Annotated in this window: 11 protein-coding genes; 2 read left to right on the top strand and 9 right to left on the bottom strand. The window is 34.9% G+C overall.

The window, feature by feature from the left end; all coding sequences use genetic code 11:
- Positions 1–23: 23 nt before the first annotated feature.
- Positions 24–1,496, bottom strand: coding sequence for a hypothetical protein (locus EKM77_RS05990; RefSeq protein WP_125593155.1), 1,473 nt, complete (start codon positions 1,494–1,496; stop codon positions 24–26).
- Positions 1,497–1,636: 140 nt separating this feature from the next.
- Entirely contained in the window at positions 1,637–3,205 is a 1,569-nt protein-coding gene (locus EKM77_RS05985; protein WP_125593154.1) for a hypothetical protein, read from the bottom strand.
- Positions 3,206–3,242: 37 nt separating this feature from the next.
- Between EKM77_RS05985 and EKM77_RS05980 the strand changes: the two genes are divergently transcribed.
- Positions 3,243–3,497 carry an AbrB/MazE/SpoVT family DNA-binding domain-containing protein gene (locus EKM77_RS05980; RefSeq protein WP_125593153.1) on the top strand — a complete coding sequence of 85 codons (255 nt, stop codon included), beginning with the start codon at positions 3,243–3,245 and terminating at the stop codon, positions 3,495–3,497.
- Complete coding sequence (locus EKM77_RS05975) at positions 3,494–3,889, top strand: type II toxin-antitoxin system death-on-curing family toxin (protein WP_125593152.1); 396 nt, start codon at positions 3,494–3,496, stop codon at positions 3,887–3,889. The genes EKM77_RS05980 and EKM77_RS05975 overlap by 4 nt, the downstream gene beginning before the upstream one ends.
- Positions 3,890–3,924: 35 nt before the next feature.
- On the opposite strand, the gene EKM77_RS05970 is transcribed toward EKM77_RS05975, so the two are convergent.
- The 7 genes from EKM77_RS05970 to EKM77_RS05940 all read right to left on the bottom strand — a co-directional run bounded on the left by EKM77_RS05970 (position 3,925) and on the right by EKM77_RS05940 (position 13,805).
- Positions 3,925–5,403 carry an SLAP domain-containing protein gene (locus EKM77_RS05970; RefSeq protein WP_125593151.1) on the bottom strand — a complete coding sequence of 493 codons (1,479 nt, stop codon included), beginning with the start codon at positions 5,401–5,403 and terminating at the stop codon, positions 3,925–3,927.
- Between the two features lie 476 nt (positions 5,404–5,879).
- Complete coding sequence (locus tag EKM77_RS05965) at positions 5,880–6,533, bottom strand: SLAP domain-containing protein (RefSeq protein WP_125593150.1); 654 nt, start codon at positions 6,531–6,533, stop codon at positions 5,880–5,882.
- A 33-nt stretch (positions 6,534–6,566) separates the two neighbouring features.
- Positions 6,567–7,322, bottom strand: a complete 756-nt coding sequence (locus EKM77_RS05960) for a hypothetical protein (RefSeq protein ID WP_125593149.1) — start codon at positions 7,320–7,322, stop codon at positions 6,567–6,569.
- Between the two features lie 188 nt (positions 7,323–7,510).
- Positions 7,511–7,711 (bottom strand): hypothetical protein, encoded by a 201-nt coding sequence (locus EKM77_RS05955; protein ID WP_125593148.1) that lies wholly within the window; start codon positions 7,709–7,711, stop codon positions 7,511–7,513.
- Between the two features lie 88 nt (positions 7,712–7,799).
- Positions 7,800–10,064 carry an SLAP domain-containing protein gene (locus EKM77_RS05950; RefSeq protein WP_164507730.1) on the bottom strand — a complete coding sequence of 755 codons (2,265 nt, stop codon included), beginning with the start codon at positions 10,062–10,064 and terminating at the stop codon, positions 7,800–7,802.
- Between the two features lie 131 nt (positions 10,065–10,195).
- Positions 10,196–12,202: an SLAP domain-containing protein gene (locus EKM77_RS05945; RefSeq protein WP_164507729.1), complete on the bottom strand. Its 2,007-nt coding sequence runs from the start codon at positions 12,200–12,202 to the stop codon at positions 10,196–10,198.
- 121 nt (positions 12,203–12,323) lie between these two features.
- The gene (locus EKM77_RS05940) at positions 12,324–13,805 is read right to left on the bottom strand and encodes an SLAP domain-containing protein (RefSeq protein WP_125593145.1); all 1,482 of its coding nucleotides are present in this window, start codon (positions 13,803–13,805) and stop codon (positions 12,324–12,326) included.
- Between the last annotated feature and the right edge of the window lie 176 nt (positions 13,806–13,981).

The following is a 13,981-nucleotide window of genomic DNA, read 5'->3' as shown; positions in this document are numbered from 1 at the left end:
CTATTAAACAAACATTTTTAGTATTATTTAACTAAATTTACACCATCATCAGCCTTAACGAACTCGTTAGATGAAACCCCATAGTAAATCCCACCATGCATGTCAGTTCCAATTTTATCTACCAACCAGCTTGTCCCACCTGCTAAAGCACGCGTTGTGGATACTTCTTTATTGGAATTATGCAAATTATAGATGTTATGCGTTGAAGATAGATCTACTTTTTTGGGTATATCTAAATTAGTAACCGTCATACCTTCTGTCACTTGTCCACCATCGATGAAATCGACATCAGAAGCATTGACCCACTCATGTGTGGAAACTCGATATTGCTTTATACCATTAATAGTTCTAATTTTATCAACCTGCCATGATGAATTAGCAGCCAGAGCACGATTGTCTACTTTTTGATTATCATCGTTGTATAGAGAATAGCTATCTTTGTCTGTATGAGTTGTTACGATTCCGTTTAAAACATCTGAATTACCACCGTTATTATTAGATGGAGTTTTTACAGTGATTTTTTGAACAAATTTAAAGGGAGCATCATCATATTCCGGTAAAATATATTCATCTGGCTCCGCTCCAACATCAATATCAACATCACCATAGCTGGCAATCACCATATAATTCACAGCCGAAAGAGTTAGATAAGCACTGACTACTCGATAATAAATGCCATCTTCTAAAGGATCACCCGCATCAACCACGCCAGCAGTTGTATCAGAATTTAAATTGGCAATCGCATCTGATTTATTACCAAAAAGTAATCCATCTGAAGAAGCTTCTTTTGTACCACCAACAATTGCCATATTTGATCCAGAAGTAGTATCTATTAACTTTGTATTCATATATTTAATGTTTTGAATATCATTTTCGGTCGTGCCAGTTTTAACTGTAACTTCTTTTGGGTATTGTAACTTAGCACTTTCCAAATCTAGGTCAAGATAAGTCATTTTAGATTTTTCCAAAATAGGAATATTCCCAGAATAAGACTGCCCATCAACCTTATATTTCATATTTAAATCCATAGTAACGGCATCTTGTGAAATGTAGTATCCTGCATCGGTTATTTTCTTATTATTAGCATCATAAAATATCATTTGAAAGTAAATATTATTATCCTGCAAATACTTTGCATCTTCAGAAGAAAGATAGTCATTATCGTCAAAAACACCTGTATCTACAAATCCTAAACCATTTGCATGGTAATATTGCATAAATACGGATCCAGGAAATCCATTTTCTTTAGCTGTGTCAAATCCACTATCGAAAAATACAGGTAAACTTGTATAACTAACACCAAAATTTTTAAAAGTCGGCTGACCAATATTTGATTTAATCTCGTCAGCAATACTTTGTAATCTTTCCGTATCAATACCAGTATCAGTATCGCTCGCTTCAACCACATTTATATAGTTTAATCCTGGTGCAAATATTGGAGCTAAAAGTAATGAGGCTGAAAATAAAATACTTGCATATTTCATTGATTTTTTCATGTCATACTCCTTAATTTGTAATGGCTTTCATAATAATAATTATAATAGGTTTGTATAGACTAAACAACTTAAGGTGAACAAAAACAGCAATCCAATTTTGGATTGCTGCGATATGATTGAAAGCTGAAATTATTACTAAATTATTTAACAACCGATACACCATCATCAGCCTTAACGAACTCATTAGTTGAGACACCATAGTAAATTCCACCATGCATGTCAGTTCCAATTTTGTCTACCAGCCAACTTGTTCCACCTGCTAAAGCACGTGTTGTGGAAACTACTTTATTGGAATCTTGTAAATTGTAACGAACGTGACGATTAGATAAAGTGATCTCTTTTGGAGTATCCAAATTTTGAATCGTCATCCCTTCTGTAACTTCACCATTGGCAGTGAAGTCCACATCAGAAGCGTTGACCCACTCATGTGTAGAAACTCGATATTGTTTTACACCATCAACCGTTCTAATTCCATCAACTTTCCATGAAGATGACTTTACTAGAGCACGATTATCTACTTTTTGATTGTCGTCATTGTATAGAGAGTAACTGCCTTTATCCGTATGGGTCGTGACTATTCCGGAAATACTGGTGTTACCATTTCCAGTGTTGGAATTACTACTTGGTTTAGGGGTTACAATAATCTTTTGAAGAAGCACATCACCAGAACTTTCTCCACCAATTTTAATGTTTTGACTAGCCTGGGCCACCTGATTTTTTGAAACAACTTCTCCATTTACATCTAATGATACGTTTGCTTCAATAGATGGATTTCTATAATCTTCAATATAATTTTCAGCCATGCTACTAGTGTAAATATCAACTAGCACATAAAAAGTTCCTACCTTATCAAAAGTATCAGAAGTATCTCCACTGACATCTGAAGAAATAGGTGATAATGCGGTTCTTGCATCATCTAGATTTTCATAATACTCGGATTCAGATCCATCCGGTGATCTTGGAATAAATTGAACTGATTTACCAAACTGAACTCCATTTCCATCTACAACAGTAAATTTCATATTGGAAGTATCGATATCAGAAACTTTACTACCTTGTTGAACCGTTATATCCGGAGCATCCCAATTGATGCTAGCCGACTTAATAGCATTTAAATCAATAATCTTAAGTCCTTTAGCCGCGTCAACTTCAGTATAACTATTCCCCGATGCATCATTTGCATAAGCTAAACCGATATCAGCCGTATAACCCTTTAAAGTACTATCACTACTGATTGCAGCATCTAATTCAGCTGCAGTTTTAACTTGATTACCATCTGGATCATATATTTTAACGGTAGAATAAATGCCAGAGCCCATTTGATAAGCTTCCATTCGTTGATCGCGATTCCAAGGTGTAGAATTGCCAAGCTCTTTAATAGAAATACCAGCAACTCCAGACACAAAAATCGATCCATCAGTTTCATTTTTGTCTATTGCCGTTTGAAATCCAGCATCCAAACTACTTTGAAGTGTAGGATTATTCGCAAAGTCATACATCAATGCTTGACCAGATAAATTTTCGCCCATTCCTTTTGCTAAATTCTCAACGGTAGTTTTATCTGGTGCGACAACATCAGCTTTAACCGTATTCGTAATTGTAAATATTGGTGTAATCATTGGTGATAAAGCCAATAATGTTGCGCCTGCAATTCCAGCATATTTAATAGTTTTATTTATAAAGCCATCTTGAAATTGTACTATGTACATACTTTACTGTAATATGTACTCACAAAGGAGAAAGCATATGATTAATCCAGAAAATTTAAATAAAGAAGTTAAAATGTTCAAGAACGGTAATTCTTACGCCTTCAGAATATCTAAAAATGATCGAGAATTTTTAAATGTTGATGAAAACACTATATTTGAAAAAATAATTTCACCGGATGGTAAAGAAGTTACCTTCAAAAAAATCGAAAAAGTTAGACCAGAGGTTCTAAAAATGACAAATGACTTTTACGATAAAAATGAAGAACTGATGAAAAGATTAGCTAAACTATGAAATATTTGACCAAACAAGAATTGATTGCAATGAATAAACTTATTCTTTCAAGAATTGGTAGTCATTATGTTGGAGTACAATATACTCAAGGGTTGGATTTAGTAATTGAACAACCTAAACAAGTGGTATTTGGAAAAGAGCTATATCCAAATATTTGGTTGAAAGCAGCATTTATCATACAAAAGATTACCAAAAAACATATTTTTAATGATGGAAACAAAAGAACTGCATTGGTGGCTGGAAGTGTTTTCCTTGAGCTTAATGGTTATGAGCTGATATTCACTGAACAAGAAATAGAATCTCTTATCCTTACTATAACTAATAATGAGGATAGTGAAACTGTTATGATTTCTATTGCTGAATGGTTGAAAGAAAAATCAAGACAAAAATAAAGAGAGGTATGAAAAAATCATAACCTCTCTTTATTTTAGTTAGCTAATGAAACACCTTCGCCAGCTTTAACAAATTCATCTGTTGAAACTCCGTAATAAGTATTACCCGCAGCATCTGTAGCTGTCTTATCTACTTGCCATGAAGTACCACCACCAAGGGCACGTGTATCTGATCTTACACCCTTTGAGTTATACAAGAAGTAAACCATACCTGATGTTGAAATGTTGACGATCTTGTTTTTGTCTAACTTAGTAACAGTTAATGCACCTTCTGGATCAGTTGTTGAACCTGTATCAGTACCTGATTCTGAACCAGTAAAGTTAACATTTTCAGCAGGGATCCATTCGTGTGTTGAAACACGATATTGTTTTTCGCCCGCAGCATTTGTACGAACCTTATCAGTTTGCCATGATGAACCCTTTGCAAGAGCACGGTTTGAAACGAGTTCGTCATTGTCGTTGTGTAGTGTATAGAATTCTTTGTCAGTCTTTGTGTTTACAACACCACTAGCGTCTTTTACAGTCCAGTCGGATTCATTTTCAGCGCCAACTTTTACTGTACGTACAAAAGTAATTGTTGAACCACTAACTTTACCATTATCGCTTTCTGTCTTTGAAGCACCATTAATAGTATATGATGAACTATTTGAGTTACTTGTTAAGTAAGTTGCCAACAATGAATCTTTAGCAACTGTAACTGTAATTGGTTGGTAATATGTAGCAGCTGAACCATCTGTTGTTGTGAAAGTTGAACCAACTGAAGCAGCTGTACCGTTATTTAATGCTGATGCATATGATCCATAAAAGTTACCTAATGAGTAACTTGTTACTTCACTTGAATCAGTTAACAAATTGTTACCATCTTGGTCAGCTAATGCCAAATCAGTAGATTTTTGTAACTTAGCATCTGATGTACTTGAGTTATAAGCAACCTTGTAAGGTGTAGTAAATGTAGCTTTCAAGGCACTAACAGTCTTTGCAGCTTCTTCCTTAGCAGGTGTTAAACTAATGCTGATAATCTCATCATCAGTTGTTGCAGCACCATTATTATAAGTAAGAGTGATATTGAAAGTTACACCCTTACCATTTGCATTATTCAAAATACTTTGTGCGTCTGAAAAACTTAATGCATTTGTAGAATCACCATTTTCAAATGCAGAAATGGCTGTAATTTTACCATTTGTATCGTCAATTTTAGATGTAATGGAATTGTTATCTAAGAATTGTTTAAAAAATGTATTATCAGTTAGAAAAACTTTTGCTCCAATTGGAGTTGATAATTTATCTGAATTATCGGCATTATAGTCAGCAGCCGTAAAGCTCTTAGCTTGAGCTGGTGTATATGTATCTGATTTCAGAAATTGGTCCTTATATTTTCCAGCATCTGTTGCTGTTGGATATACAACATCTGCAGCTTGCACTGTTGTAACCGAACTAACAACAGGAGCAGCAACTGGAGCAACAGCCAACAAAGTAGCAGCTGTAATTCCAGCATATTTGATAGATTTTTTCATAATATCCCCCTTGAGATATAAAAGATTTTAAGTAGGCCTACCCCACTGCTTAAAAGTATATTAGTCTTTAATTTTTAATACAATATTGTTTAAAATACTAAAGAATTTCTTAAAAAAGGACAAAATATGATCCGTTTTCAAAAAAGCTACTATGAGAAACTAAAATATTTCTCATAGTAGCTCTATTTTTTATCCATTAAACTAGTCGGAGATCAAAAATGACAAAATCCCGCTGTGAAAAAGGACGCATTTTAAGATTCGCGTACCTTGCGAAGCTTAAAATCGAGCTTGGAGACCACGGCTCCAAGCGTTCCCACAGCGGATTTTGTCATTTTTGACCGGAGACGGAATATTTAGTTGAAACTAGTTACGAGGACACATACCTCTGTGCTTGCTAAGATCAATGACTATGGCACAAACCGCCATACTCATTGATCTAGGTAATGCTCAAGGTATAACCGTGCCCTCTCCACTCTCTAGTCAATCAGACCAACGCCTTCTCCACCTTTAACGAATTCGTCAGTTGAAACTCCATAATAAATATTACCATCAGCATCAACAGCAGTCTTATCAACTTGCCATGTAGTACCGCCACCAAGAGCACGTGTATCTGATCTTACACCCTTAGAATTGTACAAGTAATAAACCATACCTTCTGTTGAAACAGCAACGATCTTATTCTTAGCCAACTTAGTAACAGTCAAACCACCCTCTGGATCAGTTGTTGAACCAGTATCAGTATCTGTTTCAGTTCCTTCAAAAGTAACATCACTTTCAGGAATCCATTCGTGTGTTGAAACACGATATTGTTTTTCACCAGCAGCATTTGTACGAACTTGGTCAGTCTGCCATGAAGAATTCTTATCCAAAGCACGGTTTGAAACTAATTCATCATCATCATTGTGCAAAGTGTAAAATGCTTTGTCGCTCTTAGTATTAACAACACCTGAGACTTCTTTAACAGTCCAGTCAGAATCATTTTGTGCACCCACATTTATAGTACGTACAAAAGTGATCGTCTTATTACCGTCAGCATCTGTGCCAACTTTACCATTGTCAGTTGTTGCTTTTGAATCACCATTTACAGTGTAGCTTGAACTGTTGGCATTATTTGTTAGATAGTCTGCCAATGCGGAATCAGCACTAACAGTAACTGTAATTGGTTAATAGTATGTAGTAGCAGAGCCATCAGTTGTTGTAAAAGTTGAACCAACAGAAGCAGCTGAACCACCGTTTAAAGCATCTGAATATGAGTTAAAGAATCCACCCAATGAATAACTGCTTACTTCATTAGTATCTGATAATAAAGCATTGTCATCTTGATCTGTTAAAGAAAGATCAGTTGATTTTTGTGCTTTAGCGTCGGCTGTATTTGAACCGTAGTTTACTTTGTAAGGCGTTGTGAACTTAGCATTCAAAGAAGTCACAGTCGAAGTTTGATCACTTGATGGTGTCAAAGCAATCGTAAATTTTTTAGTTGCTGTAGTGTTGTTACTATCAGTAAAGTAAGTTAAAACAACCTTAAAGTTAACCGCTTTAGCATCTTTTAAAGCAGAAGTTACACCGGCAGCATCAAGAGCTGCGTCATTGGCATCAGTTGCAGATAATTTTACACTAGCATTTGAATTATTAAGACTACCAGTATATTTATCACTCAAAAAATTACTGAAGAATGAATCACTTAGAAAATCAGCTGCACCGATTTTATCTTTGGAGAAGAAGTCCTCTGAAAATTGTCCAGCTTGAGTTTTATTGTAAGTTGCTGAACTCTTGAAAGCAGCAGCATAAGCGTCCGCATCAGCTGAAGCATCAGTAGCAGCCTGAACTGTTGTCACTGAATTAACAACAGGTGCAGCAATTGGAGCAACCGTCAATAAGGTGGCAGCTGCAATTCCAGCATATTTAATAGATTTTTTCATGTGTATCCCCCTCGAGATATAAAAATTAGTGGAATCTAGGGTAGGCCTACTTCCACTAATTACATTATATTGGTCATAAATTTTCTAATCAATGAAGAACGAGATACTAAAGAATTTCTTAAATAACAAAAAATATCTATTAGAAACTAACAATATATGTTTCTAATAGATATTGATTAAATTTTAAATTATTTATTTAGTTCATCTAATTTAATATTATTTAACGAATACTCATCACTTGAAAAGAATTCCTCAATAGGATTATCTTCTAGTTTGCTACAAATACTACCATCTGGTGAAATAAATGTGGCCTTGGTCCCTTCAGGCATTAATTCAGCAGACAAACCAATTTCCTTTGCAGCCCTCAGTATTTGCTCTTTAGTGTACATAAGTATCACTCCCAAAAAGTAATTGTATCCTTAATTAAGTATATCGCACATACGTTCCTTATAAAAGATTACGAGAGCGATATTATTTTTAATATTCAGCAACCTCATCAGCCAAAATAAACTCATCAGTCGAAACTCGATAATACTTTTTACCGTTAATAAGAGCGATCTTGTCAGTTTTCCACTCACTGCCGGAACCAAGTTTACGATCCAATTCTGCTCCTAAATAATCTACCAAATCACCCTTTTGATCAGCGTTGACTTTTATGTTGGCAAGATTATCCGTATAAACATAAACATCACTAGCTTTAACATACTCATCACTTGAAACACGATAGTAAAGTACACCATTAGAGTAATATTCAGCATCACTCTTCCATGATGAATTAATACTCAAACCACGATTAGTAACCAATTTACCATTAGCGTCGTATAAATTTACAACATTAGTAGTTGTATTGATATTTTGATCTTTTAACGTTGTTGAAGTTGAACTGCCCGAAGAATTTGAATTATCTCCAGTACTTACCTCTGGTTCATACACAAGATTTATCGAACCAGAACCATTAAAGCTAAGTAGAATATCAGCTAAATAATAAACTAGCTGCTCGGCAGTCGTATCAGATGGTAACTCTGGATAAGTTCCATCAGGATTTGTTTGACCATTATTAGCTAATGAAAATATTACTTGACTCACGGTAAGTCCTTGAAGTGATTCATCAGTCATTTTGCCACTTACATTTACGCCATTAATAGTAAAATCAACTGAAGTATCGTCTAGATCTAAAGTTCTACCCGAATCTAAGTTACTGTTAATTTCGGCAATTGCCGCTAAATTGGCTTCAGTATCACCATCGATCAAATTTTTTGTTTGACTAGACAAAGTATTAGTCGAATTCTTGTCACTTTCAGTAACTGTAAGAACATTTGCTGCTAAAGGTGCTAAGTGAAAATTATAGACTTGATCAGCAACCGTTTGTCCAAGTTCTGATGTAGGTAATGTGACAGACGTAGTTCCCTCATCTGTAACTGCACTATATCCAGGATAATTAGGTGTTAATTTTATCGTATCACCTTGCGTTCCCGTACCATTTATCGTATCAATTAATTCATTAGTTGAATCATTGTAGTAATTTATTGTGTAGTTAACACTAGTCGAACTAGTAGCAGTCCAAGTAGTTGAAGTTCTAGCAGATTCATTGGTACTAGAATTGTCACCATAAACAGCCGATAAATCAGAAGCCGTGTATAAATTAGTCCCGTCTGTCCAACCTTTGTATCCAGTGGGATTTAATAAATTACTACCATATAAAACCGTGTCACTATTAACTTTCAAACTCTTTAAAGAAGTCAATCCAGCAAGCATAGAATTATTAATAGCTATTGTGTGAAATCCGGATAAATCTAAATCTGTCAAATTAGAATCACTATAAAATAAATCCGTTGCATTAGTAACATTAGTAGCAGAAAAATCCGTTAAATTTATACTTTCCAAATTAGTATCATATCCAAATGAGAAATACATATTAGGATTGGTCAATGTTATACCGGATAGATTTAAATTCTTAACCCCACTACCACTAACAAATTGACTTAAATTAACCCCATCAGTAAATTTCCAATTTGAAATATCTAAACTATCCAAACTAACTGTATTAAAAAACATCTTGGAAAAATTCAAAGTGTTAGAAACATCTAGATTACTAACATCTGCCGTCTTTAGATTGCTTAGACCACTAAAATAATTTGCCAAACTAGAACCAGCAACTGCCCCATCTTCAAAGGACACACTAGTTATATCATCAGCATACTTATAATTATTCCAAACTCCATCACTAACAGGTTCAGAAGTTTCGGTAGTATCATCAAAGGTTGGGTCACTAACAGTACCAGAGCCAATATGTAAAGTTCCATCAGTACCAAGATACCAAGAACTGCCATCATCACCAGACAATTGACCCTGATGATCAGCAGCCGTATCGGTTGGAACAGTTAAAGAAGTATTAGCAGTAGTTGATTCAGTATTTGGTTGTACAGTCGTCGTTGTCGCAGAATAATTCTGGGTATCACTACCAGAATTATTTTGAGTTGTATTATTTGAAGTTACATTGTTCGACTCGGAATTTGTCGTATCTTCACTTTTGACAGTTGGAGAATTAATTTGAGTAGTATCAGCATTCGTTTCACTTGAAGCCATGTTATCCGCTGAATTAGCGGTTATTTCTGAAGTTGTAGAGTCATTGGTTGTATCAGCATGAACTATATTAGCATTACTGACCAAAGCTAGCCCACCTGTAAAAGATAATAATGATATTAAAAGCACTTTTTTATTTGATATAGGTTGAAGTTTCATATTTGACTCCTCCTTAATTCTTATTATCATACTCCTATATAAGCAAAATATAAAAATATAAATACTATATTCTGAATACAAAATAAAATATTAAAAAAAAGACTTACTTTCGTAAGTCTTAAAGAGATTCATTAATATTCAGCAACCTCATCAGCCAAAATAAATTCATCAGTTGAAACTCGATAATACTTTTTACCGTTAATAAGAGCAATTTTGTCAGTCTTCCACTCACTACCGGAACCAAGTTTACGATCTAGTTCTGCTCCTAAATAATCTACCAAATCACCCTTTTGATCAGCGTTGACTTTTATGTTGGCAAGATTATCAGTATAAACATAAACATCACTTGCTTTAACATACTCATCACTTGAAACACGATAGTAAAGTACGCCATTGGAATAATATTCAACATCACTCTTCCATGATGAATTAATACTCAAACCACGATTAGTAACCAATTTACCATTAGCGTCATATAAGTTAACAACGTTAGTAGTTGTATTGATATCTTGATCTTTTAACGTTGTTGAAGTTGAACTTCCTGAAGAATTTGAGCCTCCACCATTATTAGTAGGAATTGGCTTTAAGTAAAAATCACGAATAATGTTAGAAGTTCCATCTTCTGGGGATAATGTAACAGAAGTAGAACCATCAGTTACAGTAGTTTCATAGCCTTCATAATCAGGATTTAATGGTAAAACTCCGCCTTCAATCCCGGTACCTTCCAATTTACCCAATAATTTTTTAGTTGAATCATCATAATAGTTTACGGTGTAACTAACAGCCGGATCAGACGTAAGCCTCAAAGTCGTCGTTGTAGCCTCAGGATTTGTACCAGTACCATCATAAGCTGCAAATAATTCCTTATCTGTAACAAACAAATTAAAACCGCCTTCATTGGTCCAACCAGTCCAACTAGTCCAATTTGGATCTTCAGAAGGGCTCATCTCGTCTACATCTAGTAAAGTACTATCTATAATTGTATCTTTATTAACTTTAATAAATCTTAATCCAGATAAATCACCTAACATTCCATCAACATCAGTACCAAAGGGAATTGTAAATACAGTCAAATCAACACTCTTGAGGTTTTCATCTTCAGAAAACATACTACCAGCATTAGCCACACTTATCGAAGCACCATCAAAATCAATATTTGTTAAATTACCGTCACCTGCAAACATTCTTAAGGCACTAATATTAGTCAGAGATACACCAGACAAATTAACATTTTCAAATCCACAATATTGTGCAAATGAATTAAATGTAGCCCCTTTATTATTTGTCCAATTTGAAATATCTAAACTTTTAAGACTTTTGTCATATAAAAACATACTAGAAAAATCAGTAGTATTGGAAACGTCTAGGTCCGCGGTATTAATATTTATCAAAGATTGCAGATCTCCAAAATATTTTGCCAAGGATGTTCCTGCAATTGCACCTTTTTGAAAGTCTATGCTAGTTATATCACCGGCATACTTATAATTTGCCCAAACCCCATCAGAATCAGGTTCAGTGGCTTTAGTAGTATCGTCAAAAATGGGATTACCAACTATACCAGGGCCAATATTTAAGACCTTACCATTATCTACATCATCATCAGTTATTCCATCATCAGCTAAATACCAAGAACTACCAACTTCACCATTTTCACCTTGTAAAGTACCTTGCTGATCTGCTGGAGTACCTTCTGGAATTTCAAAATTTGTACTATTAGTAGCATCAGATTGAACCGGTGCTTGTGCAGTCGCATCTGATGCTGTCGTTGCATTATTATTTGAAACTGGAGCTTGGGCAACAGCTTGCGATATAGATGCTCTGCTATTAGCACTAGTTTGAACCGGAGCACTAGTTTCAGTTGAATCGGAATTGTTATTTACTTTTGTACCCTGATTTACATTTGATTCATTATTAGTATCGACATTATCGTCTGTTTTATTAGAAGTACTAGGATTAGACTGTACCTTTGTAGCCGCATTATTAGTTTGACCCACTTCAGAAACGGACGATTGATTAGATTCATCGCCTACCGTATCAGCGTTGGCGACATTGACACTTCCAAATAGAGCCAAACCACTAGAAAAAGAAAGTAAGGAGATTGCGAATAGTTTTTTATTCGAGATATGTTTAAGTTGCATAGTAATCCCTCCAATTACTTTTATTTTAATACTTATAAATATATAAATAAATAAATTAATTTTAAAAAAGTGCATAAAAAAAAGACTTGCTTTCGCAAGTCTTAATTTAAGCATTTACTAATTAAGCAGTAAATGAAACACCTTCACCGGCTTTAACAAATTCGTCTGTTGAAACACCGTAGTAAGTGTTGCCGTTAGCATCAGTAGCAGTCTTATCAACTAACCATGATGAACCACCAGCAAGAGCACGTGTTGTTGACATTACGCCTTCCTTGTTGTATACGAAGTATGTCATACCTGGTGTAGCCAAGCTAACAACACCCTTTGTATCAAGGTTTGTAACTGTCAATGCGCCTTCTGGAGTTTCTGAACCACTGTTGTTATCGTCGTTTACAGTAACACTTTCAGCAGGAACCCATTCGTGTGTTGATACACGATATTGAACATCGCCGTTAGCGTTTGTACGTACTTGATCATATTTCCATGAAGTATTTGCAGCAAGGGCACGGTTAGTAATAGTGTCGTTGTCATCATTCTTCATTGTGTAATATGTCTTATCAGTCTTTGTTGTAACAACGCCTGTTTCGTCAGTTGTTGTCCATGAAGCTGCTTCTTTAGAACCAACGTTAATTTCACGTACTAATGAAATTGTTGCACCTGTAGTATCATCACCAGCAACAATTGTACCATTATTTGTGTTTGCATATGAAACGCCATTAATAGTATATGTACCATCTGAAGGTTCTGTCTTCAAATATGTATCCAAAGCACTACCAGGTGTAGCTGTAAGTGTAACTACTTGATAATATGTAGCATCTCCAGTAGCAAACTTACCTGATGTTAAGTCAGTAGCAAGACCAGTTTTACCATCATTAGTGATAGCATTCTTCAAGTTAGTATAGTAGTTATCACCAGCAGAAACTGAAGCTACTTGATCAGAATTACCAACAAGATTGTTACCATCTTGATCTGTCAATGTAACATCTGAAACTGAACTATCAAGTTGTGTAGCAGCAACTGGTGAGTTGTAATCAACACTAATAGGTGTTGTATACTTAGCAGCAGCCTTTGTAACTGTTGTAGTATCTGTTGTAGGAGCATATGTTACATTAAAGTTAATTGTTCCTGTCTTTGTTGTGTTAGCATCTGTCTTATATGAATAGTTAACAGTAAATGTAACACCATCAAACAATTTGCCAGAAAGAATCTTGTTTACATCATTTGCTGATAATGTATCTTTGTTTTCTCCATTAATAGCAGTTGCTTGTACAGATGTAACTTTTGAATCAGTGTTATCAGCAAATGTTGTATCATTAACTGTATTTGCCATTACTGATGCGAACAATGGATCAGAAGCAAAAGTTGATGCTGAAATATCAAGATCAGTACCATAGTTTGTTGATGTCATTGTTGCGGCATTTTCTTTTGTACCTAAAACTTTATTTTGGAATTGGTTTGCCCAACCAGTTGCTTGGTCTGCTGTTGGATATACTACATCAGCAGCTTGAACTGTAGTAACGTTTGTTAGAACTGGTGCTGCAACGGGTGCAACAGCTAGTAATGTAGCAGCAGCTACGCCAGCGTATTTAATTGATTTTTTCAATGTGAATCCTCCCCTGGACTACAAGAATTTATTTTTTTAATTTGTTAGTGGGCTATCCCACTGACAATCATTATATGAAACTCCGGCTTTTGAATCAACTCCTAAATCTGAATTACCACCATTTGTAACATTCCTGTATTAAAAATAATACATTTGTAATATTTCTAACCAATATA

Origin of the sequence: Companilactobacillus baiquanensis, assembly GCF_003946605.1 — a bacterium.
In the GTDB taxonomy this organism is placed as follows: Bacteria; Bacillota; Bacilli; order Lactobacillales; family Lactobacillaceae; genus Companilactobacillus; species Companilactobacillus baiquanensis.
The sequence above is the reverse complement of the archived record's forward strand: the minus strand, read 5'-3'. Positions and strand labels throughout refer to the sequence as shown.

Coding starts and splice junctions, on each gene's coding strand:
- EKM77_RS05975 (WP_125593152.1), top strand. CDS start 3,494: ATGAAATATTTGACCAAACAAGAATTGATTGCAATGAATAAACTTATT.
- EKM77_RS05960 (WP_125593149.1), bottom strand. CDS start 7,322: ATGAAAAAATCTATTAAATATGCTGGAATTGCAGCTGCCACCTTATTG.
- EKM77_RS05955 (WP_125593148.1), bottom strand. CDS start 7,711: ATGTACACTAAAGAGCAAATACTGAGGGCTGCAAAGGAAATTGGTTTG.
- EKM77_RS05950 (WP_164507730.1), bottom strand. CDS start 10,064: ATGAAACTTCAACCTATATCAAATAAAAAAGTGCTTTTAATATCATTA.
- EKM77_RS05945 (WP_164507729.1), bottom strand. CDS start 12,202: ATGCAACTTAAACATATCTCGAATAAAAAACTATTCGCAATCTCCTTA.
- EKM77_RS05980 (WP_125593153.1), top strand. CDS start 3,243: ATGATTAATCCAGAAAATTTAAATAAAGAAGTTAAAATGTTCAAGAAC.
- EKM77_RS05970 (WP_125593151.1), bottom strand. CDS start 5,403: ATGAAAAAATCTATCAAATATGCTGGAATTACAGCTGCTACTTTGTTG.
- EKM77_RS05985 (WP_125593154.1), bottom strand. CDS start 3,205: ATGTACATAGTACAATTTCAAGATGGCTTTATAAATAAAACTATTAAA.
- EKM77_RS05990 (WP_125593155.1), bottom strand. CDS start 1,496: ATGAAAAAATCAATGAAATATGCAAGTATTTTATTTTCAGCCTCATTA.